Here is a 22,877-nt window from a genome sequence, read left to right as displayed (position 1 = left end):
AAGTTATCCACAGGTGCAATAGCACCTTAGCTTTGCTATTATCTTTTTCTGAACAAAATAGTTAATTATTAACAAAAAGTAATGATTTTTAAATATAATTGAGGAAGTTTAATTGTGCAATTTCCTCAAATATAAAAAATAATTTAAAATATGTACACATATTTTAAATTATTTTTTATTTTTTGAACTTTTTTCATGATAAGTATTTATTTGTAAATAATTCCAGTATATAATAATAGTGGAGGTATGTATATGAAAAAAATAATAATTATAAGTATAGTTTTAACTTTAATATTTATATTTGCACCAGCTTTTATAGTTTCTTTTCCATAAAATAATTTACTTTATAAAACTACAGTACTATATTATTATATATTATAGGGAGTATTATATAATATTTGAGAGGATGAATTTAATGGATTATGATGTACTGATATTAGGAGGAGGAATAATTGGATGTGCTGCAGCTTATGAATTATCAAAATATAGTCTTAATATAGCACTTATAGAAAAAGATTATGATATAGCAGATGATGTTGCACTTATAAATTCCTCTATAGTATATGATGGTGTGGAATGCGAAGATAATTTGATGTGCAAATTAGAAATCATGGGAAATTATATGATGAATGAAATTACAAAAAAATTTAATGTTCCTTTTGAAAGAAAAGATTCTTTAACAATATTTGAAAGTGATTACCAATCAAAAAAAATCCAGTATATATATGAAAGAGCTAAAAAAAGAGGAATTAAAGATATATATATGTTAGATAAAAATAGTATTGGTGATATAGAGCCTAATTTAAATATTAATGTTAAAAATGCTTTATATTCAAAAAATAAAGGAGTTATATGTCCTTATGATTTAGCTATAGCTTATGGAGAAGTTGCTTTTGATAATGGTGTAAATTTTAAATTAGAAGAAGAAGTTTTAGATATACAAAAAATATCTAAGGGTTTTAGAGTTATAACTAATAAAAATAAATTTACTTGTAATATGGTTTTAAATACAATACCAGGGGATATTTATACGGTAAACTCTCCTTTAGAAAAATCAATAGAAAAAAATAATAAAAAACTTAATTTTATGCTATTTAAAAAAGGAGCTTTTAATTCTTCTGGTAATATAATAAATATAATAAATGATAATGAAGAAATACAATACTCAAATACTATACAAGGAGATATATTATTAGCTTTAAAATCAAATAGAAGTTTTCAATATGAAGAAACATTAAGCAAGTCTAAATTATTGTTTAATCAAGTAGATCATAAAAAAGTAAGTGCATTTTATCATTGGTCTTATTATGAAAATAAAATAATAATAGATGATAGTCTTATTGATAAAGGTTACATAAAGGTGACAGGAAAGCATTATGGTCAAGTTACTATGACACCAGCTATTGCTAAAATTGCATGTGAAACTATAGTGAGTAATCTCAATTGTATGCTTAAAAAGGATTTTGTAGATAAAAGAAGGGAAATATATAGATTTAAAGAGCTTTCTAATAATGAAAAAATTGATTTAATAAATATGGACAAAAAATATGGTAAAATAATATGTAATTGTAAACATGTAACAGAAGGAGAAATAATAGATGCAATACGAAGACCTTTAGGAGCTCGTACTATAGAAGGTATAAAAAGAAGAACTGGAGCAATTTTAGGAGATTGTCAAGGTTCTTATTGCTTAGACAAAATAATATCTATATTAGCTAGAGAAACTAATAAAAATATAAGTGATATAGTTAAGGATTCTAAAAATTCTAATATACTTTCAGTAAGAATTAAACAATTTAATAGTATGTAGTTAGTTTAGTAATGGAGGAATTAAAATGATAAGAAAAATTATTTGTAAACAATGTAAAAAAAATTGTGTTATAGAAATTGAGGTTAATGGAGATAATATAAAAATAATAAATAATCCATGTGAAAAAGCATTAAACTATATAAATAATAGACTATTAGGAAATAAACATATTTTTACAACTATAGTTAGAGCAAAAGGTGCAATGTGTAATGTAGTACCTGTAAAAAGTAGCAAGCCTATAGATAGAAAATTGTGGTTTGATTGTTCAAAAGCTTTGAGCAGACTTTATGTTGGAGCACCTATAAATATAGGTGATGTGGTATGTAAAAATATTTTAAATACAAGTATAGATATTTTATGTACCAAAAATATAAAAAAATAATTTTAATAATCTATTGACAAAAAAAATAAATGTGTATATAATATTAAACAAACGCATATAGATAATATAAACCATAGAAGAGGAATAGTAACTTGCAAAGGGTAAAAGAGAGTCAGTGGTTGGTGTAAACTGGTACCTAATGTTAGTGAATCCACCTCAAGAGGGACTGTGATGAGCAGTACGGTAATTCCGTTATAGTTTAAAGAGAGGATTAAGTTATTAGCTTAATCAATTAGGGTGGCAACACGGAGTCTTTCGTCCCTTTATTGGGAAAAAAGGCTTTTTATTTTACAAAAAATTAAAATATAAACCATAGAAGAGGAATAGTAACTTGCAAAGGGTAAAAGAGAGTCAGTGGTTGGTGTAAACTGATATCTAATGTTAGTGAATCCACCTCGGAGGGACTGTGATGAGCAGTACGGTAATTACGTTATAGTTTATAAGAGAGGGTTAAGTAAGTTTTGTTCTTAATCAATCAGGGTGGCAACGCGGAGTCTTTTCGTCCCTTTAGTGGAGAAAAGGCTTTTTTATTTTACAAAAAACTATGGAAATTGTTATTAAAAAAGGTATAAAAGGGGAGATTAATTATGTATAGAATATTAGTTACAGATGGTATGGATAAAATTGCAATAAATAAATTAAAAGATTATGGCTATGAGGTAGTAGAAAAACATTTATCGGAAGATGAATTAATGGAGGAAGTTAAAAATTTTGATGCTCTTGTAATAAGGTCAGCAACTAAAGTTAATAGAAATGTTATAGAGGCAGCAGCAAAAGGAAGAAGGCTAAAAGTTGTAGTAAGAGGAGGAGTAGGGCTTGATAATGTAGATGTTAATTTTGCAAAGAGCAAAGGAATAAAAGTGTTTAATACTCCTAAAGCTAGTAGTATTTCTGTAGCAGAACTTACAATAGGTCACATGATTGCTATATCAAGATATATAAATGTATCTAATATTACAATGAGACAAGGAAAATGGGAAAAGAAGTTATATAAGGGTGTAGAGATATATGGAAAGACATTAGGACTTATAGGATTTGGAAGAATAGCTAAGGAAGTAGCTAAAAGAGCCTGTGCTTTAGGAATGAAGGTAATATATACAGATATATTAGGAGAAGCAAAAGGATACCAAGATTATAAGTTTGGTTCAAAAGAAGAGGTTTTGAAAAAAGCGAATTTTATATCAGTGCATATACCATATAATAAAAATAATCCACCTGCAATATCTAAAGAAGAATTTGACTTAATGAAAAATGGAGTATATATTATAAATTGTGCAAGAGGTGGAGTGGTAGATGAAGAAGCTCTTTTAGAAGGCTTAAAAAATGGAAAGGTTGCAGGAGCTTGCATTGATGTATTTAAAGAAGAACCTGCTTTAAATAAAGATTTAATAAGTCACCCTAGAGTATCTGTAAGTCCCCATATTGGAGCATCTACTATGGAAGCTCAAATGCGAATAGGAGAAGAAATTGTAAATATAATTGAAAGTTATTTTAATAGTTATAGCAAGAATGCTATATAATAAAATACACAACAAAGGAGGGAAAATTACTAAACTTAAATAAGTTTAGTAAAAAGAATATGTTAGATATAAGAAAAATAAGAAATAATCCAGAAGAAATAAAAGAGGCTCTAGCAAATAGAGGAGAAGATTTTGATACTTCAGTTGTAGATAAAATTGTTGATTTAGATGAAAAAAGAAGAAAAATACTAGTAAAAGTTGAAGAACTAAAGAGTAAAAGAAATCAAGAATCAGCTAAAATACCTCAATTAAAAAAAGAAGGAAAAAATACAGATGAACTTTTAAGTGACATGAAAAAACTTGCAGATGAAATTAAAAATTATGATATTGAACTTAATGAAATAGAAGATAAAATAGAATATATAATGTTAAGAATTCCCAATATACCAAATCCTCAAGTTCCAGATGGTGAATCTGATCAAGACAATGTGGAAATTAAAAGATGGAATGAGCCAACAAAATTTGAATTTGAACCAAAAGCTCATTGGGATATAGGAACAGATTTAGATATACTTGATTTTGAAAGAGCAGCAAAGGTGGCAGGGTCAAGATTTACATTTTATAAAGGATTAGGTGCTAGACTTGAAAGAGCTGTTATAAATTATTATTTAGATTATCATATAGAAAAACATGGATATACAGAAATTCTTCCACCTTATATGGTAAATAGAGATAGTTTAACAGGAACAGGACAATTACCAAAATTTGAAGAAGATGCTTTTAGAGTATCTAATAATGACTTTTTCTTAATACCAACAGCAGAAGTACCAGTAACTAACATGTATAGAAATGAAATAATAAGTGGTGATAAACTACCATTAAAACATGTTGGATATAGTGCTTGCTTTAGATCAGAAGCTGGTTCAGCTGGAAGAGATACAAGGGGACTAGTAAGACAACATCAATTTAATAAAGTAGAACTTGTTAAATTTTCAAAACCAGAACAATCTTATGAAGAACTTGAAAGTATGGTTAAAGATGCTGAGGATGTATTGCAAGGATTAAAACTTCCTTATAGAATAGTTAGAATTTGCAAAGGGGATTTAGGATTTACAGCAGCACTTAAATATGATTTAGAAGTTTGGATGCCAAGTTATGGAAGATATGTTGAAATTTCTAGCTGTAGTAACTGTGAAGGCTTCCAAGCAAGACGTGCTAATATTAGATATAAAGATAATCCAAAGGCAAAACCAGAATTTGTGCATACATTAAATGGTTCAGGAGTAGCAGTTGGAAGAACTGTAGCAGCTATACTAGAAAATTATCAACAAGAAGATGGAAGTGTAATAATTCCTGAAGCTTTAAGACCTTATTTTGGTGGAAAAGAAGTAATAAAATAAATTGTTATTTAAATGTACATCAATAATCATGATAGGCTATGTTTTAAAGTAACATAGCCTATCATAAAAATTTAAAAAAAATGTTGACATATATCTAATATATGATATAATAATAAATGTTGAAAGGCAAAGAATGTGGAAAGATGGTCGAGTTGGTTTAAGGCACCGGTCTTGAAAACCGGCGTACGGGTGACCGTACCTAGGGTTCGAATCCCTATCTTTCCGCCATATTTTTTTATAAGTCTTTATGTAAGTCTCATGGAGAAATACTCAAGAGGCCGAAGAGGCGCCCCTGCTAAGGGCGTAGGTCGGGTAACCGGCGCGAGGGTTCAAATCCCTCTTTCTCCGCCATGACATCTAACAATTGTTAGGTGTCTTTATACTTTAGTTTGTGTTAATATTTTTTAGTAATATGCGTCAGTAGCTCAGTTGGATAGAGTAGCTGGCTACGAACCAGTTGGCCGGGGGTTCGAATCCTCTCTGACGCACCATAAACCGTTGAAACTAATAAGTTTAAACGGTTTTATTTTATTTTTAAATAAAATTTTAAAATAAGGGAGAGGTATATGTGATTAAAAAACTATTAACATTATCTGTATCATCATTATTATTATTTTCATTAGGAGGTTGTGGAAATGCTACTAGTGCGGGTAAAGTGCAACAGGATATTAAAAAAGCTGAGGTAAATAAAGAAATAAAAAATATAGCATCGAAGGCGGATTTCACACAAATTAATAATAATAAACAAAAACTTAAAGGAGAAGTTTATTATATAGAAGGGGTAATCGATTTCATAGATGAAAGCAATAAAGATTTACCAATGTTTACTGTAAACACAGAAGAACAAAATATTTGTGGAGTATATGATGTTATAAATTTTCAAGAAATAGAAGTAAAAAAAGGTGATAAAATAAAAGTATATGGTAAAGTAAGTGAAGAAAAAAGTGAATTAGGAGCACCTAAAATTACTGGAAATGTTATAGAAAAATTAAATTAATTTAAAATATGAATAGCTATCTTACATCAATAAAAAGCTTTCCTAAATTTAGGAAAGCTTTTTATTATATATTATTTATTTAAGGTGAATAGTTTTATAATAAGTAATATAATATATATGTAATTTAAAATTTTTCTGGAGGATTAATGTATGTTGTATCATGATGTTATTATAATAGGAAGTGGAGCGGCAGGTCTTGCAGTAGCTATTGAATTAAAAAAACAAGGTATAGATGATATTTTAATATTAGAAAGAGAAAATGAACTAGGTGGTAAATTAAATCAATGTATTCATACTGGGTTTGGAATTAAAATTTTTAAAATTGATTTAACAGGAACAGAATATATTCAAAAATTTATTATTGAAGTAAATAATATGGGAATATTATATTATTTAAATACTACTGTATTAGAGTTAAACAGAGAAAGGGTTATTACAGCAGTAAATGAAAAAGGAATATTTGAAATAAAAGCAAAGGCAATAGTGTTAGCTATGGGATGTAGAGAAAATCCTAGAGGAGCTAATATTTATACAAATAAGTGTGTGGGCATATATACTGTAGGTACAGTACAAAAATTTATAAATACTCAAGGATATATGCCAGGAAAAGATGTTGTCATTTTAGGATCAACAGATATAGGACTTATTACTGCAAGAAGAATGACTTTAGAAGGGGCTAATGTAAAAGCTGTAATAGAACCTAAGTCATATTGTTTGGGAAAAGAAATAAATTTAATTGAGTGTTTAGACTTTTTTAATATACCATTAAAGTTAAATCACAATATATTAGATATAAAAGGTAAGGATAGAGTAGAAGGATTGAATATAGTAAAGGTAGATGAAAATATGAAGCCTATAGCAAACTCACAAGAATGTATATATTGTGATACATTGTTATTAGCTCCTAATATTATTCCTGAATGTAATATATTAGAAAATTTAGGTATATATATTTCAAATAGAAGTTTAGGTCCTGAAATTAATGAAAATTTTGCAACTAATATGGAAGGATTTTTTGCTTGTGGTGATATAGTGTATTTACATAATACAGTAGATGATATTACTGAAGATGGGTTTAAAGTAGGAAAATATATTGCAGAATATTTAAAAGATAATTCTAATATTTTTAGTGATTCAAATATTAAGGTATATTTTAAAGATTATATAAAATATGGAGTACCTAATTATATAAATGTTAGAAATATAGAAGATTTTATAATTTTAAAATTTAAAGTAAACAATATATGTACTAATAAGTATATATCAGTTTATTTTAATGATTTTAAAGAATTACATATTAAAAAAGAAAGAATGGTTCCAGCAGAAATTGAATCAATTTATATAGATAAAAAAATTTTTTATAAGTATAATGATTTAAATAAAATAATAGTTAAATTAGAAAATGAATAAGTATATTAATATGTAGGGAATGTTTAAAAAAGTTTTTTTAAACATTCTCTACATATTAATATACTTCCCTTGTTGGCAGATACAGCTTTATTTTTAGGAATTTTATTTCCACAAATATTACAGTAAATTATATTATTTTCACTTGTCTTATTATTTGTTTTTAAAATATTTTCATTGTATAGTAGATTTTTTTTATTTGGTGGAGGAGAGTACTTTTTTGTATTTAAAGGATTTTTTCTTTTGCAAATACTACAGTTAAATTCATAGTGGCTTTTAGAGAAAAGTTCTAATTCAAATCTAGGATTTTTTTTATCATAAAATTCTTTTACTATTAATTGCACTACCTGGGAATCGTTTATAATTATTCCGCTTTTTTCTATGCCGTCAAATATGCTTTTAGATATATTAGTAGTATCTGGATGTCTTTTTTCGCTTTTATAATATACTTTTAAAAAAGCAATTAATTCTCCTTCTAAAATTTTATTAGGATTTTGTATTCTAGCTTCATAAGCTATAGTTTCTTCGTATATAGCATATCTATCGTGGTATTTTCCTGAATTATAAGGAAGTATTGAACGACCATATTTATTTGAGAGTTTAAAATTTGATTTTGTTATAGGTGATCCCTTTACTATGACTTTTATATAAGTACAATTCATTTTAAAATGCTCCTTTAAAAGGTTTTTAATTTATTATAACATATTAGTATTTTTCACCTATTTTTTCACCCATTAATACTTTAGTTTCAAAACCTAGAGAACTTTGTTTTAATATATCTTTATCAATTTTTAATACATTATTTTTTAAAAATAATATTATAGTAGAACCTCCAAATTTAAAAAATCCTTTTTCTTCACCTTTTTCTACTTTGTTATTAGGTTTATAGGTTTGAATTATAGAACCTACACAGGTAGCACCGACTTCTACATATAATATGTCTGAAAAATTACTTGAGTGAAATACGCTCCACTCCCTTTTGTTTTGACAAAATAATTTATTTATTTTTTTTAAAGCTATAGGATTTACAGAATAGTAATTTCCTTTTACTTTATTTGTAGAAGAACATATTCCGCTATCTATAAAATGAAATCTATGATAATCTGTAGGACATAATCTTAATAATATACAAGTACCTTTATTATATTGCTTTTCTAAATCTTTATTATTTATTAATTCAGAAAAACTATAATTAAATCCTTTTATTTGTACTAAGTTTTGTAAATTTATGTTAGTGTAAACAGTAATTCTTCCGTCACCTGGGGATATAAAGTGATTTTTATTTTTATCTATAGGTCTTATTTCAGGAGTTAATTCTCTTACAAAAAAATCATTAAAATTTTCAAATTCTTCTATAGATTTTTTACAATTTTTTGTATCTATATTAAAATCTTTTACAAAATTATATATTTTTTTTTTACTGATTTTACTTTCACAAAACATTCCATATATCTTTGAAAAAAGTTTTCTTTTTATTAATAATTCCAATAAACTCATACCTACAGTAGAAGAGTATAACCAATTTAAGTACTTTTCTCCTGCTACATCTTCTATTTCATAGCATTTATTTTTTCTATTATATACTTTTATCATTTTTCCTCCTGTAATTTTTTAATATATAAATATTAATGTTGTTTTACGTTAAATAGTAGTATAATATATTTATACTGACTGGTCAATATATTGTTGGAGTGATTTTATATGAATGATACTAAGTTATTAATATTTGAATCGGCTATAAAAGTATTTTCTAATAAAGGGTATAAAGGAGCTACTATGGATGAAATAGCATATAATGCTGGAGTAGCTAAAGGAACTTTATATTATCATTTTAAAAGTAAAGAGGAAATTTTCAAATACATAATAATAGAAGGAATGCATATTATAAAAGAGGAAATGGAATATAATATAAAATTAGAAAAAGATCCTTTAAAAATATTAAAAATACTATGTAAAGTACAATTGAATTTAATTAATAAAAACAAGGATTTTATTAAAGTTATAATGAGTCAATTATGGGGAAGTGATAACAGACAATTAGAGCTTAGACAATATGTTCAAGAGTATATAATGTATACGCAAAAATATATACAACATGCTATAGACTGTGGTGTAATTAAAAATGGTAAAGCTTCTTTTATGGCATATAATTTTTTTGGATTATTATGTTCAGTTTCATTATATGAAATTATAGATAATGAAAATAATGATATAGATGAATTAATGAATAAGATTATGGAATATATATTTAATGGTATATTAAATAAGTAATATACAGGTATTTACAATTTGGTATTGACATTAATTTTTAATTGTAATAAAATAAACAAGGAATGTGCGCTCGTAGCTCAGTAGGATAGAGCAGCGGTTTCCTAAACCGCGTGCCGGGGGTTCGATTCCTCTCGGGCGTACCAAAAATCTTTAAGATGCTTAAAATACTGTAATTAGAGTATTTATATAAATATTCTAATTACAGTATTTTTTTATAAACATATAAGAACCTATACAAATTATATGTAAGTTAAAACCATTAAAGTAATTATTTTATTAGTTTTAATTTGAATTTTATTATATAATTAAAGTATGGGGGGATTATGTGGTCAATAATCTTTTAAGTATTGATTGGGATTATTTTATTCCTATAAAAAGAGAGTGGTGCGGATCATATATTGAAAATAACAAAAATAAAGTTATACTTTGGTATAAAAGATATATAGAATATAAAAGAAGAGGGTATGATTTACAAACACTTATAAAAGTGGATAGTAGGGTTAATTACTTTTGGAAAAATATAAAAAGATATTTTATATTTAATAAGAATACAAAGGTTTTTGTTTCTGATTCGCATAAATTTTCTTATAGTATAGCTAAGAAGAATAAATGTTTAAATGTATATAACTTTGATGCACATTCTGATTTAGGATATGGAGGGTTAAAGTCATTAAATTTTGAATTAAATTGCGGAAATTGGTTAGGAAAATTACTAAAGGATAATATAATAAAAGGTGCTAATATTATATATAGTCCATATACTTATGAAAGTAAAGAAGAATTTGAAGAAATTAATAATACCTATAATGTAGAGTATTTAGAATTGAAAGATATAAATAAAATACCTATATCTTTCATTCACATATGTAGATCTGGAACTTGGACTCCTCCTTGGCTTGATGATAAATTTGAAAAATTTGTAAATCAATCCAATTTATTTTATAAGACTATAGATTATTTTAAAAGAAAATGGAATCCAAAGGATTTGAGTTTATCTACAAGAATTTATTTTATGTATTGTTAAAAGTCAATTTTCCAAAAGGAGATATTATGGAAAGATTATTTATGAATGAAGCTATAAAAGAAGCAAAATTAGCTTATTTACAAAAAGAGGTGCCAGTAGGAGCTGTAATAGTAAAAAATAATAAAATAATATCTAGAGCTCATAATATGAAAGAAACACTAATAGACACTACAGCTCATGCAGAAATAATTGCTATAAGAAAAGCATCTTTAGTTTTAAATAATTGGAGACTTTTAGACTGTAGTATGTATGTTACTTTAGAACCTTGTCCTATGTGTGCTGCGGCTATATTACAATCTAGAATTAATAAATTATATATAGGAACTTTTGATCCTAATTTAGGTGCTTGTGGTTCTGTATTAAATATAGTGCAAAATGATAATTTAAATACTAGGGTAGATGTAAAATGGATGTATGATAAAGAATGTAGCCATATAATAACAAAGTTTTTTAAAGAAAGAAGAAATAAAAATTAATTTATTGATTTGTTTATTTAGATTTAGTATAATTTATAGGTGAATTTTTAAGGAGAGATGTCCGAGTGGCTTAAGGTGATTGACTCGAAATCAATTGTACAGAATATTACTGTACCGGGGGTTCAAATCCCCCTCTCTCCGCCAATATTTTTATAAAAAAGTATTGAAATTATAAATTAAAAGTAGTATAATAGATTTTGTTATGGCTTCAAAAATATAATATGTTTCATGAGTTATATGGAGAGATGTCCGAGTGGCTTAAGGAGCACGCCTGGAAAGCGTGTGTAGGGGAAACTCTACCGGGGGTTCAAATCCCCCTCTCTCCGCCATTTAATCTTTGCCGTGCTAGATGGGGAGTTAGCGGTGCCCTGTACCTGCAATCCGCTATAGCAGGGTTGAATTCCTCATAGAGGCTTTAATTTGTGGGGACTGGTCTATATAACTAATGTTGAGAATTGGGCCCTACGCAACGGAAACTCATGAACCCCGTCAGATCCGGAAGGAAGCAGCGGTAAGTGAATATTTTCGTGTGCCGTAGGCAAACCTAATTTGAGTTAGTTATATAGATAACGCTCATAGGTTATAAGTCGAAGTGAGGTGCACGGTTTACATATTATATTAGTTATTAAAGATACCTAAAGTTGGTATCTTTTTTTTACATAAAATATATTATCAGCTGTTTAAGTTCTATAACATATAACTTATAATATATAGTATATAAAATATTTTAAAGAGGGTTGATTAAATGGCTTATACAGCTTTGTATAGAGAGTGGAGACCTAGAAAATTTGAAGATGTAGTAGGGCAATCTCATATAACTGTAACATTAAAAAATCAGATAATACATAATAGAATAGCTCATGCTTATTTATTTTGTGGTACAAGAGGAACTGGAAAAACTTCTACTGCTAAAATCCTAGCAAAAGCAGTTAATTGTTTAAATATTAAAGATGGAGAACCATGTAATGAGTGTGATATGTGTAAAAAAATAAATTCTGGTATTTTAATGGATGTAGTAGAATTAGATGCTGCTTCTAATAATGGAATAGATAAAATAAGAGAAATAATAGAAAATGTTCAATATCATCCGAGTGAAGCAAAATTTAAAGTGTATATAATGGATGAAGTTCATATGTTATCTCAAGGAGCAGTAAATGCTTTTTTAAAAACATTAGAAGAACCTCCTTCAAATGTAATATTTATATTGGCTACTACAGACCCACAAAAACTTCCTATAACAATACTTTCAAGATGTCAAAGATTTGATTTTAAGAGGATAAAAAAACAAGATATATTTAATAGATTAAGAAATATAGTAACGGATCAAGGTGTACTTGCTGATGATAGAAGTTTAGAATTAATATCAAGGCTATCTGATGGAGCAATGAGAGATGCTCTTAGTGTATTAGATCAAGCTATAAGTACGGGAAATAATAAAGTAGAATATGATAATGTTATAAAAATGCTTGGATTAGTTACTTATGATAATTTATTTAAAATTACTGATGCAATTATAAGAAGAGATGTGGAGCAGTCTATAAAAATAATAGATAATGTAGTATATTCAGGAAAGGATGTTTACGTTTTTATAAAGGAATTAATAAATCATATGAGGAACCTTCTAATATCTAAAATAAGCAATGATTTAGAGGAAATTATAGATTTATCTTTAGAAAACATAGAAAACTTAAAAAGGCAATCGGAAAATATAAGAACTGAAGAACTTATGAGAAATATAAGAATACTCCAAGAAGTGGAAAAAGAAGCTAAGTGGATTAAACAAAGTAGAATATGCTTAGAAATGGCTGTTATTAAAATGTGTAGAATTGAATATGATAGTTCTAAAGAAGTTATAGTAGCTAGACTAAATAATATAGAAGGTATTATTAAAAGTGGGAAAATACTTAATATAAAAAATATTAAAAATAATGTAGTTAAAACAGATAATAAAGAATTGATTTATGATAAAATAGAAAAAGAAGATAATAATCAATATAATAATAAAAAAGAAATTTTAAATGAAAATCAATCATCTGTGATTAATGAAAATGATATAGATATAGATATAGATTTAGTTAAGAAAAAGTGGAAGGATATATTAGAAACATTTAAAGCTAGAAGACTTATGGTTTTATATGCTTCGCTTATAACAGCTCAAATTTACGCTTGTAAAGGCAATAAAATAATATTAAAATATGATAAAAACTATGCTTTTAATAAAAAGAGATTAGAAAAAGAAGATAATAGAAAGATAGTAGAAGATATATTTTCGGAGATTTTAAAAATAAAATCAAGAGTAGAATATATTGTGGAAAATGAAAATCAATTAAATAAATCTCCAGAAGAAATATTAAAAGATACTTTTGGGGAAGATTTAGTTGATATAATAAATGAATAATAAAAAATAAGGAGGAAAATAATTATGGCAAGAGGTGGATTTCCTAATTATGGTGGAGGAAACATGAATAATATAATTAAGCAAGCTCAGAAGTTTCAAAAGCAAATGGAAGATATGCAAAAAAAACTTGAAGAAAAAGAGTTTTCAGCAGCAGTAGGGGGAGAAGCTGTAGTAGCTATAGCAAATGGTAAAAAACAAATAGTAAATATAAAAATAAAGCCAGAAGTTGTAGACCCTGATGATATAGAAATGCTTCAAGATTTAATATTAACTGCTTGTAATGAAGCTTTAAAAAAGGCAGAAGATGAAACATCATCAGAAATGAAAAAATTAACAGGTGGATTAAATATTCCAGGAATGTTTTAATATAGATAGAGGTGACTGAATTGGATTTTTATCCAGTAGTTATTGAAAAGTTAATAGAAGAATTTGCCAAACTTCCCGGTATAGGTTATAAAACAGCTCAAAGATTAACACTTCATATATTAAATTTACCTAAGGAAGAGGTAGAAGAATTTGCAGAGGCTTTAGTTAAAGCTAGAGGTACTATTAAATATTGTTCTGTATGTGGTAATTATACAGATAGTGATCCTTGTGCTATATGTGCTAATCCTAATAGGGATAAAGAATATATATGTGTTGTAGAAGATGCTAAGGATATTATGTCTATAGAGAAAGTAAAAGAATATAATGGTGTATACCATGTACTTCATGGAAATATATCTCCTATGTCAGGAAGAGGACCTGAAGATATAAAATTAAGAGAATTAATAACTAGAATTAATGATAATGTTAAAGAAGTAATTGTTGCTACAAATCCTAATATAGAAGGAGAAGCTACAGCTATGTATATATCTAAAATATTAAAACCTTTAGGTGTTAAAGTAACTAGAATAGCACATGGTATTCCAGTAGGAGGAGATTTAGAATATGCAGATGAGGTTACTATATCAAAAGCTTTAGAGGGAAGAAAAGAAATTTAATGAATAATACTCCTGTTTTATGTCAATTATTTAAATAGATATGAAATAGGAGGGTTTTTAGTGATTAAATTTAAAGATTTAATGAAAAAAAGTAAATTAACAAAGAGTAAAAAAAATTTAATAAAAGCAATAGATGAAGCTAGAGAGGAATTAATATTGGCTCAAAATTATTTTGATTCAGTTAAAGAACCTAATCTTATAGATTATGCTATATATAGAGAACAAGCAGCTAGATTAAAGTATATATATTTGCTAAATCAGGCAAAAAAATTAAAAATTAAAATAAATTATAAAAATTTAGTAAAAAACATAGATGTTGTATAATGCACAATCAATATTAAGATTGTGCATTTATTTATTTACAAGAGAATATATTATTACAAAAAAGGGGGAACACATATGGAATATGCATTATATTTTTTGGTAGCTATTTTTGCATTGTTTTTAGTAGTGAAAATTTTTTCATGGCCTTTAAAGATATTTTTTAAATTAGTTATTAATGCTGTGTTTGGAGCCATATTATTAGTTCTAGTAAACTTAGTAGGAAATTACTTTAACTTTTTTATAGGAATTAATGCAATAACTGCTTTAATAGCAGGTTTTTTCGGAATACCAGGAGTTATATTTTTAATAATATTTAAATTGTTTTTATAATAATATAAAGTTTTATTATATATTTCTAAAAACACTTAAATTAAAAGAATTTAAATATTGTATTTTGATAGGAGTGCGTGTATGGTTATTAATAAAAGAGTTATAGAGGCAACGTTTTTAAAAAGACCTAATAGATTTCAAGCTTATGTAAATGTAAATGGAGAAGAAGTTATGGTGCATGTACCTAATACAGGGCGATGTAAAGAAATACTTATACCTGGTTGTACTGTTATTTTAAGAGAAGAAAACAGTCCTTTGAGAAAAACAAAATATGATTTAATAGCAGGATATAAGAATGATAAATTAATTAATATAGATTCCCAAATACCTAATAAAGTAGTAGAAGAGGCTTTAAAAAATAAAAAAATTAATAAATTAATTAAATATAATAAAATAGAAAGGGAAAAAACTTTTAAAAATAGTAGATTTGATTTTAAATTGGAAGATGATAAATGTAATATTTATTATCTTGAAGTAAAAGGAGTTACTTATGAATATAATGGTTTAGCTAAATTTCCTGATGCACCTACAGATAGAGGACGTAAACATATATTAGAATTAATAGAAGCTAAAAAAGAAGGTGCAGGTGCAGGAATTTTATTTCTAATTCAAATGGAAAATGTAAAATCTTTTTCACCTTTTGATGAAATTGATTTGAAATTTGGTAATGTTTTAAGAAATGCAGAAAAAAATAATATAGATATATTTGCTTACAACTGTAGTTTGTCACCAAATTACATAGAATTAAAGCATAGTATACCAATTTTTTTATAAATTTAAATTGAATAAATTACTATATATGAATTATAATAAAAATGTATACATTAAAAGGGGGTGAAATTCTGCTTAATTATTTTAAAGCAGAAATCTATGAAGTATAAGTATTGTCCTATATGTGGAAGAAAATTAAATACAATTAATAGTTGGGATGAAGGTGAAATACCTTATTGTCCTATAGATAATATGCTTTATTTTGATACTCCTACACCATGTATAATAGTGGCGGTTATAAAAGATAATGAAATATTATTATTAAAACAAAGTTATATTTTTAAAAATTCTAAGGTGTTAGTATCAGGATATGTAACTAACGGTGAAACTGTTGAAGAAACAGTTTTTAGAGAAGTTAAAGAAGAAACAGGTATTGTAATTGAGGATGTTAAATATTTAGGAAGTGAATATTTAGAGTCTAAGGAAATTATAATGCTGACTTTTATGGCTAAGTATAAAGAAGGAAAAATTAGTAAGTCTCCAGAAGTGGAGCATGCTGAATGGATGAGCTTAGATAATGCTTTATATGAAATGAAGGAAGATGAAATAGGTAAAAGAATAGTTAGAAAAACATTAAAAGAAATAGGATATAATTAAATAAATATTTTTAGGAGGTGTTATTATGAATAAAAATAATAAATATGTTCCGGAGATAAAAGGAACATTACGTAGTCATATGGTAGAATTGCCAGGAGTTATTAGAGAAGCCAGTGGCATTAGGGTGTTTGGAAAAAGATTAAAATCTTTTTTATTTAGCACAGATGTTTCTTTAATTAGAAATACTAATGCAGATGCTGTTATTGCAGTATATCCTTTTACTCCTCAGCCAGTTATAACTCAGGCTCTTGTATTAGCAGCGGATGTACCAGTTTTTTGTGGCGTTGGAGGTGGACTTACATTAGGGAAAAGAGTAGTAAATTTAGCTTTAGATGCAGAGTTTAAAGGAGCTATGGGAGTTGTTGTAAATAATCCAATTCCAAATGAAGTTATAGCACAAATTAGAGAAACTATAGATATACCTATAGTAGTTACTGTAGTATCAGAGTATGAGGATATAGATGCTAGAATAAAGGCAGGTGCTACTATTTTAAATGTATCTGGAGCTAAAAGAACAGCTTATATAGTAAAAAAAATTAGGAGTACACATCCTAATTTTCCTATAATAGCAACTGGCGGCAATAATGAAGAAAGCATTAAAGAAACTATTGAAGCGGGAGCTAATGCCATAACATTTACACCTCCACCAATATCAAATATTTTTAAAGAAGTAATGAATAAGTATAGAAGCAAGTATAAGGAAGAATATTATGAAGAACATTCTGATGTTTAATATTATCTTAAAACCTCTATTATTATTTAGTAGAGGTTATTTTAGTATAATTGCTGGGAGATGTGAAAATATTGAAAGGTATACTTTATTATTTTAGCGGTACAGGTAATACTAAATGGATTGCAGATAAAATGAAATATTATTTTGATTTAAAAGGATATGAATTAAATTTGTGCAGTATCGAAGATATTGAAGATTTAAATATAAGTAAACATAAATTTATTGTAATTGGTACCCCTATATATGGTAAATCAGCACCTAAATTAGTAGAAAAATTTATAAAAAAGATCCCTAATACTAAAGAAAATATGAAGTGTATAATATATTCAACTCAAGGTAGTAAGAGCTGCGCTTATATTGAAATTATAAAAAATATATTACACAAAAAAGGATATAATGTGGTTGTTCAAACTACAATAACTATGCCTAATAATTATTATTTTGCTTTGGGGAAAATTTCTAAAATAAATTATGTAGAAAGTATTTTAAATTTAGCTGATAAAAAAGTTAAATATATAGTAAATAAATTTGTAAACAATAATATTTATATTGAAAAAACATATTTTATTCAATTAAAATTGGAAGCATTAGTTAGTAAAGCTTTTAAAAAAACATTACCAAAATTACTAAAAAATTTACAAGTTACTAATGAATGTATGAGCTGTGGTAGATGTATAAGAAATTGTCCTACTAGTAATATAACTTTAGAAAATGGAAAAGTAGTATTTCATAATAATTGCATTTTATGTTTAAGATGTATATACATATGTCCTATAAATGCTATAACATATAAAGGTAGAAAAATAGTTCAAATACAAAATAATATTATAAAGTCATTAGATATAAAGTAGGTGGTTAAATGAAAATTATATATAGTAATTGCAAAAAATGTCCAGAATATTTAAAAGGTAAATGCAAAGTAGAAAATGTAAATTGTATATGCAAAAAGTGTGCTAGAAATATTAGTTATTGCTTACATGTTAAATATTGTAAGGAAACAGAATCAGCACTAATATAGTTAAAATTATATTAGTTAATAGATATTATATATTGACTTATAATTTATATAATATCTATTAACTAATATGATTTTATAATTTTATAATGCTAAATGTAATTATTTTTTATTTTATGGAGATAATAAATTATAGATTTATACATAGGAGCTGATTTTATGTTATCTATAGAAAAAAAAATGATAGTAGCGGATAGTTGTTTAGAATATGAGCCTAAAAACGAGTTTTTTATGTATTCTGGAATTTTACCTAAAAGCTGTGCTAATTGTGTAAATTACAGAGATAGTCAATGTAGTAAAGATTTATTCAATAATATTTGTAATAATATAGAAAAAAATTAAATGAGGTGTAGTGATTATGAAAAACAATATAAGATTTATAAATAAATTTCATGTAATGTCTAATATGGAGCAAATGATGCATGTAGCTAATAATTGCATAGGATATGAACCAATATATGAAGGATTTCAATCCTCCATAGGAACTAAATTAAGCAAAAGTTGCTCAAATTGTAATAATTACAAAGAAGGTAAATGTATAAAAAATTTATTTGATGATGTATTAACTAGTTTAGATCAAACATAGATATTATATGTATACGTTTGTATGAATAAATATATGAAAAACATATTGACATATTGAAGTATTGTATATATAATGATAAGAAAATTAGCTAATTTTAAATTAAAATAATAGATAAAAAAACCTAGGAAGAGGCTAGTAACATAATATCATATTAAAGAGAGCTAGTGCATGGTGTAAACTAGTATATGTTATTTTGTGAATCCACCTCTGAGGAGATTGCGATGAGCAGTACGGTACCGTATCGTTAACGGTTTGAGAGGATCAAATTTGATCAATTAGGGTGGCAACGCGGAAACCTTTCGTCCCTTTATTATAAGGGGTGAAAGGTTTATTTTTATGGGTATAATTTAGAGAATTGGTATTAGAGAGGAGAATATTTATGCATAAGAAATTGTTTATTCCAGGACCAGTAGAAGTAAAAGAAGATGTATTACAAAGAATGTCTATGCCTATGATAGGACACAGAAGCAAAGAAGCCTCCTTATTACAAAGAAGTATAAGTGATAAAATGAGGCAGATTTTTAATACAAAAGAAGAAATATTATTATCTACATCTTCAGGAAGTGGCTTAATGGAAGGAGCTGTACGCTCTTGTACTTTAAAGAAAGCAGCTGTTTTTTCTATAGGAGCCTTTGGAAAAAGATGGCATGAAATGGCTATAAATAATAACGTAGATGCAGATCTTTTTGAGGTTGAATGGGGAAAAGCAATAGATGCTAATATGGTAGATGAAGTTTTAGCTACAGGAAAATATGACTTAATAACTATAACACATAATGAAACATCCACTGGTGTTATGAATCCTGTAGAAGAAATAAGTAAAGTTATAAAGAAGTATCCGAATGTAGTATGGTGTTTAGATATGGTTAGTTCAGCAGGTGGAACAAAGATAGAAATAGACAAGCTTGGAGTTGATATATGTATAACTTCAACTCAAAAAGCTTTAGGGCTTCCTCCAGGAATGGCTATATGTTCTTTTTCTAAAAAAGCAATAGAAAGAGCTAAAAATGTTAAAAACAGAGGATATTATTTAGATTTACTTTCAATATATAATTATATACAAAAAAAGGACTATCAATATCCTTCTACACCTTGCATTTCTATTATGTATGCTATGGATTATCAATTAGATAAGATATTAGAAGAAGGATTGGAAAATAGATATAAAAGACATATAGAAATGGCTGATTATGTTAGAAGTTGGGGTAGGAAGAATTTTCAATTGTTTGCAGATGAAAAATATTTGTCTAACACTTTAACTACAATTAAGAATACTAAAGATATAGATATTTCAATTTTAAACAATAAATTAGGTGAAAGAGGATTTCAAATTTCAAATGGATATGGAAAACTAAAACAAAAAACTTTTAGAATAGCACATATGGCAGATTATACTTTAGAAGAAATAAAAGAATTATTAAATAATATAGATTATATATTAAAAAATGAAATGTAGGGGGATTTGAAATGGCAATTTTAAAACCTTTTAAAGCAATAAGACCACGAAAGGAATTAGCAGATAAAGTAGCGGCTTTTCCATATGATGTTGTAAATAGTAAAGAAGCTAAGATTATAGCAAAAGATAATCCATATTCTTTTTTACACGTAGATAAAGCTGAAATAGATTTAGAAGATGGAATAAATATATATAATTCAAAAGTTTATGATAAAGCCAAAGAAAATTTAAATTATATGATAAATAATAACATATTAATTAAAGATGATAAAAATTATTTATATATATATAGACTTACAATGAATGGTAGAGCACAAACTGGTATAGTGGGTTGTACATCAATAGATGATTATGATAATAATGTAATAAAAAAACATGAGCATACAAGAAAAGAAAAAGAAGAAGATAGAATAAGACATATAGATGTATGTAATGCTAATACAGGACCTATATTTTTGGCATATAAAGAAAATAAAAAAATAAGTAATATAATAAATGAATGGGTAGAGTCTAATGATCCAGTATATAATTTTATAAAAGAAGATAAAATTAAGCATGAGGTATGGGTTATAGATAATGATATTATTATAGAAAAGTTAGTAAAGTTATTTAAAAACACAGAATCTCTTTATATAGCGGATGGACATCATAGAGCAGCTTCTGCAGTTAAAGTAGGTAAAATGAGAAGAGAGAAAAATCCTAATTATAATGGCAATGAAGAATTTAACTTCTTTTTATCTGTTTTATTTGCTGATACAGATTTATATATAATGGATTATAATAGAGTAGTAAAAGATTTAAATGGACTTTCAACAGAGGAATATTTATCTAAAGTATTGGAAAAGTTTGATTTGGAATTATATAAAAATAATGGACCTTATAAACCAGAATGTGAATATACTTATGGAATGTATTTAGAGGGTAAATGGTATAAACTTATTGCTAAAAAAGGAACTTATAATTCCAATGATGTTGTTTTAAATTTAGATGTTTCTATATTACAAAATAATTTATTAAGTCCTATATTAGGAATTAAAGACCCAAGAACGGATGATAGGATAGATTTTATAGGTGGTATAAGAGGATTGGAGGAATTGGAATATAGAGCAAATAATGATATGAGAATTGCTTTTTCTATGTATCCAACTTCAATAAAAGAATTAATGGATGTTGCTGATGAAAATAAAGTTATGCCACCAAAATCTACGTGGTTTGAACCGAAACTTAGAAGTGGTTTATTCATTCATAATTTAGATTAATAATTAAGGGTATTGAGAAAATTAAATAGAGTTTTATATAGTAAAGGCTATGATAATTCATAGCCTTTATATGATATAATATGTATAAAATAATTATATAATTGCTCGGAGATGATAATGGTGTTTTCAAATAAAAACTCTATAACTATAGATGCTTTAAATAAAGAAAAAAATGAATTTATTATAAAAGATTCCATAGGAATAACTATAGGAAGAATATTCATTATAGAATTTATATCAATGAGTAAATATTGTAGTATGAGGCTTAAATTTTATAAGAAATCTAATAATAGTAGAATTCAATTAAAAAAAGTATTAAAAAAAATAACAAAATATGCATTTGAATATAAAAAAATAAATAAAGTAAATATAATTGTTGATGAAAATATGGATACTATACCTTTTTTAGATTTAGGGTTTTATTTAGAAGGAATAATTAGCAATAGTATTATATTAAATAATGTATATAAAGATGAATTAATGTTTGGTACAGATTATTATAATGAAAGTAGTTCAAATATTACTAGGAATGTGGTACTTAGTAGTAAAAATTTAGAGCTTAAAGTTTTAACTCCTAGTAAAGCAGAAGAAGTATTAAATTATTATATAAATAATAAAGAGCATTTAAAATATTTTGAGCCTTCTAGAGATGAAGATTTTTATACTTTGGAATCTCAAAAAAAGAATTTAATAGAAAGTTATAAACAATTTTTAAATGGGGTTAGTGTTAATTTTGGAATTTATAAAGATAAAAAATTTATAGGTAAAGTACAGCTTTCTAATATAGTAATGGGCAGTTTTAAAAATGCTTTTATAGGATATTCTATAGATAAGTTTGAACAAGGAAAGGGTTATATGAAAGAAGCAGTAAAATTAGTATTAAATTATGCATTTAACGAAATTGGATTACATAGGATAGAGGCTTCTACATTAGTAGATAATATAAAATCTCAAAAAGTTTTATTAGGCTGTGGATTTAAAAAAATAGGATTAAATAAAAGATACTTATTTATAAATGGAAAATGGAGAGATCATATAACTTTTTATAACACAGTAGATAAATAATAAATAGGTTCATTGTAAAATTAAATGCAACAGATAAAAAATATTAAAACCATAGTGAAAATCATGTATGATATAGGTGTTGAGTATAAACATACAGGAGGTTTTCACTATGGTTCATGATACTGATTATAAC

Annotated in this window: 26 protein-coding genes, 6 tRNA genes, 1 other RNA gene and 3 other annotated features; of the genes, 31 read left to right on the top strand and 2 right to left on the bottom strand. The window is 26.2% G+C overall.

Annotated features, from left to right (window positions below; translation table 11 throughout):
- Positions 1-415 precede the first annotated feature (415 nt).
- The 9 genes from CLOACE_RS10045 (at position 416) to CLOACE_RS10005 (ending at position 7,459) form a co-directional block, all read left to right on the top strand.
- Positions 416-1,810 carry an NAD(P)/FAD-dependent oxidoreductase gene (locus CLOACE_RS10045; protein WP_070110977.1) on the top strand — a complete coding sequence of 465 codons (1,395 nt, stop codon included), beginning with the start codon at positions 416-418 and terminating at the stop codon, positions 1,808-1,810.
- A 25-nt stretch (positions 1,811-1,835) separates the two neighbouring features.
- Positions 1,836-2,192 carry a DUF1667 domain-containing protein gene (locus CLOACE_RS10040; RefSeq protein WP_070110974.1) on the top strand — a complete coding sequence of 119 codons (357 nt, stop codon included), beginning with the start codon at positions 1,836-1,838 and terminating at the stop codon, positions 2,190-2,192.
- A 65-nt stretch (positions 2,193-2,257) separates the two neighbouring features.
- Positions 2,258-2,458 (top strand) — a binding site (T-box leader).
- Between the two features lie 38 nt (positions 2,459-2,496).
- Positions 2,497-2,702, top strand: a binding site (T-box leader).
- A gap of 77 nt (positions 2,703-2,779) precedes the next feature.
- Entirely contained in the window at positions 2,780-3,712 is a 933-nt protein-coding gene (locus CLOACE_RS10035) for a D-2-hydroxyacid dehydrogenase (RefSeq protein WP_070110972.1), read from the top strand.
- A 59-nt stretch (positions 3,713-3,771) separates the two neighbouring features.
- A complete protein-coding gene (gene serS, locus CLOACE_RS10030) occupies positions 3,772-5,052 on the top strand; it encodes a serine--tRNA ligase (RefSeq protein WP_070110970.1) in 1,281 nt (426 codons plus the stop codon).
- 137 nt (positions 5,053-5,189) lie between these two features.
- Positions 5,190-5,280 (top strand) — tRNA-Ser (locus tag CLOACE_RS10025).
- A 32-nt stretch (positions 5,281-5,312) separates the two neighbouring features.
- Positions 5,313-5,403 (top strand) — tRNA-Ser (locus tag CLOACE_RS10020).
- 63 nt (positions 5,404-5,466) lie between these two features.
- A tRNA-Arg gene (locus CLOACE_RS10015) sits at positions 5,467-5,543 on the top strand.
- 77 nt (positions 5,544-5,620) lie between these two features.
- Positions 5,621-6,049: a DNA-binding protein gene (locus CLOACE_RS10010; protein WP_101495417.1), complete on the top strand. Its 429-nt coding sequence runs from the start codon at positions 5,621-5,623 to the stop codon at positions 6,047-6,049.
- Between the two features lie 150 nt (positions 6,050-6,199).
- Positions 6,200-7,459: an NAD(P)/FAD-dependent oxidoreductase gene (locus CLOACE_RS10005; RefSeq protein WP_070110968.1), complete on the top strand. Its 1,260-nt coding sequence runs from the start codon at positions 6,200-6,202 to the stop codon at positions 7,457-7,459.
- Positions 7,460-7,482: 23 nt separating this feature from the next.
- On the opposite strand, the gene CLOACE_RS10000 is transcribed toward CLOACE_RS10005, so the two are convergent.
- Together CLOACE_RS10000 and CLOACE_RS09995 are read right to left on the bottom strand one after the other, a co-directional pair.
- Entirely contained in the window at positions 7,483-8,118 is a 636-nt protein-coding gene (locus tag CLOACE_RS10000; RefSeq protein WP_070110966.1) for a RusA family crossover junction endodeoxyribonuclease, read from the bottom strand.
- Positions 8,119-8,161: 43 nt separating this feature from the next.
- Positions 8,162-9,049: a phosphatidylserine decarboxylase gene (locus CLOACE_RS09995; RefSeq protein WP_070110965.1), complete on the bottom strand. Its 888-nt coding sequence runs from the start codon at positions 9,047-9,049 to the stop codon at positions 8,162-8,164.
- Between the two features lie 108 nt (positions 9,050-9,157).
- Between CLOACE_RS09995 and CLOACE_RS09990 the strand changes: the two genes are divergently transcribed.
- The 22 genes from CLOACE_RS09990 to CLOACE_RS09890 all read left to right on the top strand — a co-directional run bounded on the left by CLOACE_RS09990 (position 9,158) and on the right by CLOACE_RS09890 (position 22,744).
- Positions 9,158-9,727 carry a TetR/AcrR family transcriptional regulator gene (locus CLOACE_RS09990; RefSeq protein ID WP_070110962.1) on the top strand — a complete coding sequence of 190 codons (570 nt, stop codon included), beginning with the start codon at positions 9,158-9,160 and terminating at the stop codon, positions 9,725-9,727.
- 66 nt (positions 9,728-9,793) lie between these two features.
- Positions 9,794-9,870: transfer RNA gene (locus tag CLOACE_RS09985), tRNA-Arg, on the top strand.
- A 182-nt stretch (positions 9,871-10,052) separates the two neighbouring features.
- Entirely contained in the window at positions 10,053-10,751 is a 699-nt protein-coding gene (locus CLOACE_RS09980; protein ID WP_070110961.1) for an arginase, read from the top strand.
- Between the two features lie 26 nt (positions 10,752-10,777).
- Entirely contained in the window at positions 10,778-11,227 is a 450-nt protein-coding gene (gene tadA / locus CLOACE_RS09975; protein ID WP_070110959.1) for a tRNA adenosine(34) deaminase TadA, read from the top strand.
- A 51-nt stretch (positions 11,228-11,278) separates the two neighbouring features.
- A tRNA-Ser gene (locus CLOACE_RS09970) sits at positions 11,279-11,371 on the top strand.
- 95 nt (positions 11,372-11,466) lie between these two features.
- Positions 11,467-11,556: transfer RNA gene (locus CLOACE_RS09965), tRNA-Ser, on the top strand.
- Positions 11,557-11,567: 11 nt separating this feature from the next.
- Positions 11,568-11,832, top strand: an RNA gene (ffs, locus tag CLOACE_RS09960) — signal recognition particle sRNA large type.
- Positions 11,833-11,972: 140 nt separating this feature from the next.
- The gene (gene dnaX / locus CLOACE_RS09955; protein WP_070110957.1) at positions 11,973-13,625 is read left to right on the top strand and encodes a DNA polymerase III subunit gamma/tau; all 1,653 of its coding nucleotides are present in this window, start codon (positions 11,973-11,975) and stop codon (positions 13,623-13,625) included.
- Between the two features lie 24 nt (positions 13,626-13,649).
- Positions 13,650-13,991 carry a YbaB/EbfC family nucleoid-associated protein gene (locus CLOACE_RS09950; protein ID WP_070110955.1) on the top strand — a complete coding sequence of 114 codons (342 nt, stop codon included), beginning with the start codon at positions 13,650-13,652 and terminating at the stop codon, positions 13,989-13,991.
- A gap of 20 nt (positions 13,992-14,011) precedes the next feature.
- The gene (gene recR / locus CLOACE_RS09945; RefSeq protein ID WP_070110953.1) at positions 14,012-14,608 is read left to right on the top strand and encodes a recombination mediator RecR; all 597 of its coding nucleotides are present in this window, start codon (positions 14,012-14,014) and stop codon (positions 14,606-14,608) included.
- 60 nt (positions 14,609-14,668) lie between these two features.
- Positions 14,669-14,932 carry a DUF2508 family protein gene (locus tag CLOACE_RS09940; RefSeq protein WP_242866463.1) on the top strand — a complete coding sequence of 88 codons (264 nt, stop codon included), beginning with the start codon at positions 14,669-14,671 and terminating at the stop codon, positions 14,930-14,932.
- A 75-nt stretch (positions 14,933-15,007) separates the two neighbouring features.
- Positions 15,008-15,262 (top strand): pro-sigmaK processing inhibitor BofA family protein, encoded by a 255-nt coding sequence (locus CLOACE_RS09935; protein WP_070110951.1) that lies wholly within the window; start codon positions 15,008-15,010, stop codon positions 15,260-15,262.
- A gap of 81 nt (positions 15,263-15,343) precedes the next feature.
- Positions 15,344-16,036: a DNA/RNA nuclease SfsA gene (gene sfsA, locus CLOACE_RS09930; protein ID WP_070110949.1), complete on the top strand. Its 693-nt coding sequence runs from the start codon at positions 15,344-15,346 to the stop codon at positions 16,034-16,036.
- A gap of 96 nt (positions 16,037-16,132) precedes the next feature.
- Positions 16,133-16,630, top strand: a complete 498-nt coding sequence (locus CLOACE_RS09925) for an NAD(+) diphosphatase (RefSeq protein ID WP_070110947.1) — start codon at positions 16,133-16,135, stop codon at positions 16,628-16,630.
- A 25-nt stretch (positions 16,631-16,655) separates the two neighbouring features.
- A complete protein-coding gene (locus CLOACE_RS09920) occupies positions 16,656-17,363 on the top strand; it encodes a beta/alpha barrel domain-containing protein (RefSeq protein WP_070110946.1) in 708 nt (235 codons plus the stop codon).
- A 62-nt stretch (positions 17,364-17,425) separates the two neighbouring features.
- Positions 17,426-18,214: an EFR1 family ferrodoxin gene (locus tag CLOACE_RS09915; protein WP_242866462.1), complete on the top strand. Its 789-nt coding sequence runs from the start codon at positions 17,426-17,428 to the stop codon at positions 18,212-18,214.
- Positions 18,215-18,222: 8 nt separating this feature from the next.
- The gene (locus tag CLOACE_RS11810; RefSeq protein ID WP_175429459.1) at positions 18,223-18,381 is read left to right on the top strand and encodes a hypothetical protein; all 159 of its coding nucleotides are present in this window, start codon (positions 18,223-18,225) and stop codon (positions 18,379-18,381) included.
- 156 nt (positions 18,382-18,537) lie between these two features.
- Entirely contained in the window at positions 18,538-18,720 is a 183-nt protein-coding gene (locus tag CLOACE_RS09910) for a hypothetical protein (protein WP_070110944.1), read from the top strand.
- A 16-nt stretch (positions 18,721-18,736) separates the two neighbouring features.
- Positions 18,737-18,964 (top strand): hypothetical protein, encoded by a 228-nt coding sequence (locus CLOACE_RS09905; protein ID WP_242866461.1) that lies wholly within the window; start codon positions 18,737-18,739, stop codon positions 18,962-18,964.
- A 114-nt stretch (positions 18,965-19,078) separates the two neighbouring features.
- Positions 19,079-19,274: a binding site (T-box leader), on the top strand.
- 69 nt (positions 19,275-19,343) lie between these two features.
- Entirely contained in the window at positions 19,344-20,420 is a 1,077-nt protein-coding gene (locus tag CLOACE_RS09900) for a pyridoxal-phosphate-dependent aminotransferase family protein (protein ID WP_070110943.1), read from the top strand.
- 11 nt (positions 20,421-20,431) lie between these two features.
- Positions 20,432-21,679 carry a DUF1015 domain-containing protein gene (locus CLOACE_RS09895; RefSeq protein WP_070110942.1) on the top strand — a complete coding sequence of 416 codons (1,248 nt, stop codon included), beginning with the start codon at positions 20,432-20,434 and terminating at the stop codon, positions 21,677-21,679.
- Positions 21,680-21,796: 117 nt separating this feature from the next.
- Positions 21,797-22,744 carry a GNAT family N-acetyltransferase gene (locus tag CLOACE_RS09890; protein WP_070110941.1) on the top strand — a complete coding sequence of 316 codons (948 nt, stop codon included), beginning with the start codon at positions 21,797-21,799 and terminating at the stop codon, positions 22,742-22,744.
- Positions 22,745-22,877 lie beyond the last annotated feature (133 nt).

This window comes from Clostridium acetireducens DSM 10703, assembly GCF_001758365.1.
GTDB classification, from domain to species: domain Bacteria; phylum Bacillota; class Clostridia; order Clostridiales; family Clostridiaceae; genus Clostridium_C; species Clostridium_C acetireducens.
Note: the sequence above shows the minus strand (reverse complement) of the source record. Positions and strands in the feature narration are given on the sequence as shown.

Coding starts and splice junctions, on each gene's coding strand:
- CLOACE_RS09950 (WP_070110955.1), top strand. CDS start 13,650: ATGGCAAGAGGTGGATTTCCTAATTATGGTGGAGGAAACATGAATAAT.
- CLOACE_RS09895 (WP_070110942.1), top strand. CDS start 20,432: ATGGCAATTTTAAAACCTTTTAAAGCAATAAGACCACGAAAGGAATTA.
- CLOACE_RS09910 (WP_070110944.1), top strand. CDS start 18,538: ATGTTATCTATAGAAAAAAAAATGATAGTAGCGGATAGTTGTTTAGAA.
- CLOACE_RS09925 (WP_070110947.1), top strand. CDS start 16,133: ATGAAGTATAAGTATTGTCCTATATGTGGAAGAAAATTAAATACAATT.
- sfsA (WP_070110949.1), top strand. CDS start 15,344: ATGGTTATTAATAAAAGAGTTATAGAGGCAACGTTTTTAAAAAGACCT.
- CLOACE_RS09990 (WP_070110962.1), top strand. CDS start 9,158: ATGAATGATACTAAGTTATTAATATTTGAATCGGCTATAAAAGTATTT.
- CLOACE_RS10005 (WP_070110968.1), top strand. CDS start 6,200: ATGTTGTATCATGATGTTATTATAATAGGAAGTGGAGCGGCAGGTCTT.
- CLOACE_RS09995 (WP_070110965.1), bottom strand. CDS start 9,049: ATGATAAAAGTATATAATAGAAAAAATAAATGCTATGAAATAGAAGAT.
- CLOACE_RS11810 (WP_175429459.1), top strand. CDS start 18,223: ATGAAAATTATATATAGTAATTGCAAAAAATGTCCAGAATATTTAAAA.
- CLOACE_RS10035 (WP_070110972.1), top strand. CDS start 2,780: ATGTATAGAATATTAGTTACAGATGGTATGGATAAAATTGCAATAAAT.
- CLOACE_RS10040 (WP_070110974.1), top strand. CDS start 1,836: ATGATAAGAAAAATTATTTGTAAACAATGTAAAAAAAATTGTGTTATA.
- CLOACE_RS09900 (WP_070110943.1), top strand. CDS start 19,344: ATGCATAAGAAATTGTTTATTCCAGGACCAGTAGAAGTAAAAGAAGAT.
- CLOACE_RS09935 (WP_070110951.1), top strand. CDS start 15,008: ATGGAATATGCATTATATTTTTTGGTAGCTATTTTTGCATTGTTTTTA.
- CLOACE_RS09890 (WP_070110941.1), top strand. CDS start 21,797: ATGGTGTTTTCAAATAAAAACTCTATAACTATAGATGCTTTAAATAAA.
- CLOACE_RS10045 (WP_070110977.1), top strand. CDS start 416: ATGGATTATGATGTACTGATATTAGGAGGAGGAATAATTGGATGTGCT.
- CLOACE_RS09920 (WP_070110946.1), top strand. CDS start 16,656: ATGAATAAAAATAATAAATATGTTCCGGAGATAAAAGGAACATTACGT.
- serS (WP_070110970.1), top strand. CDS start 3,772: ATGTTAGATATAAGAAAAATAAGAAATAATCCAGAAGAAATAAAAGAG.
- dnaX (WP_070110957.1), top strand. CDS start 11,973: ATGGCTTATACAGCTTTGTATAGAGAGTGGAGACCTAGAAAATTTGAA.
- tadA (WP_070110959.1), top strand. CDS start 10,778: ATGGAAAGATTATTTATGAATGAAGCTATAAAAGAAGCAAAATTAGCT.
- CLOACE_RS10000 (WP_070110966.1), bottom strand. CDS start 8,118: ATGAATTGTACTTATATAAAAGTCATAGTAAAGGGATCACCTATAACA.
- CLOACE_RS09905 (WP_242866461.1), top strand. CDS start 18,737: ATGAAAAACAATATAAGATTTATAAATAAATTTCATGTAATGTCTAAT.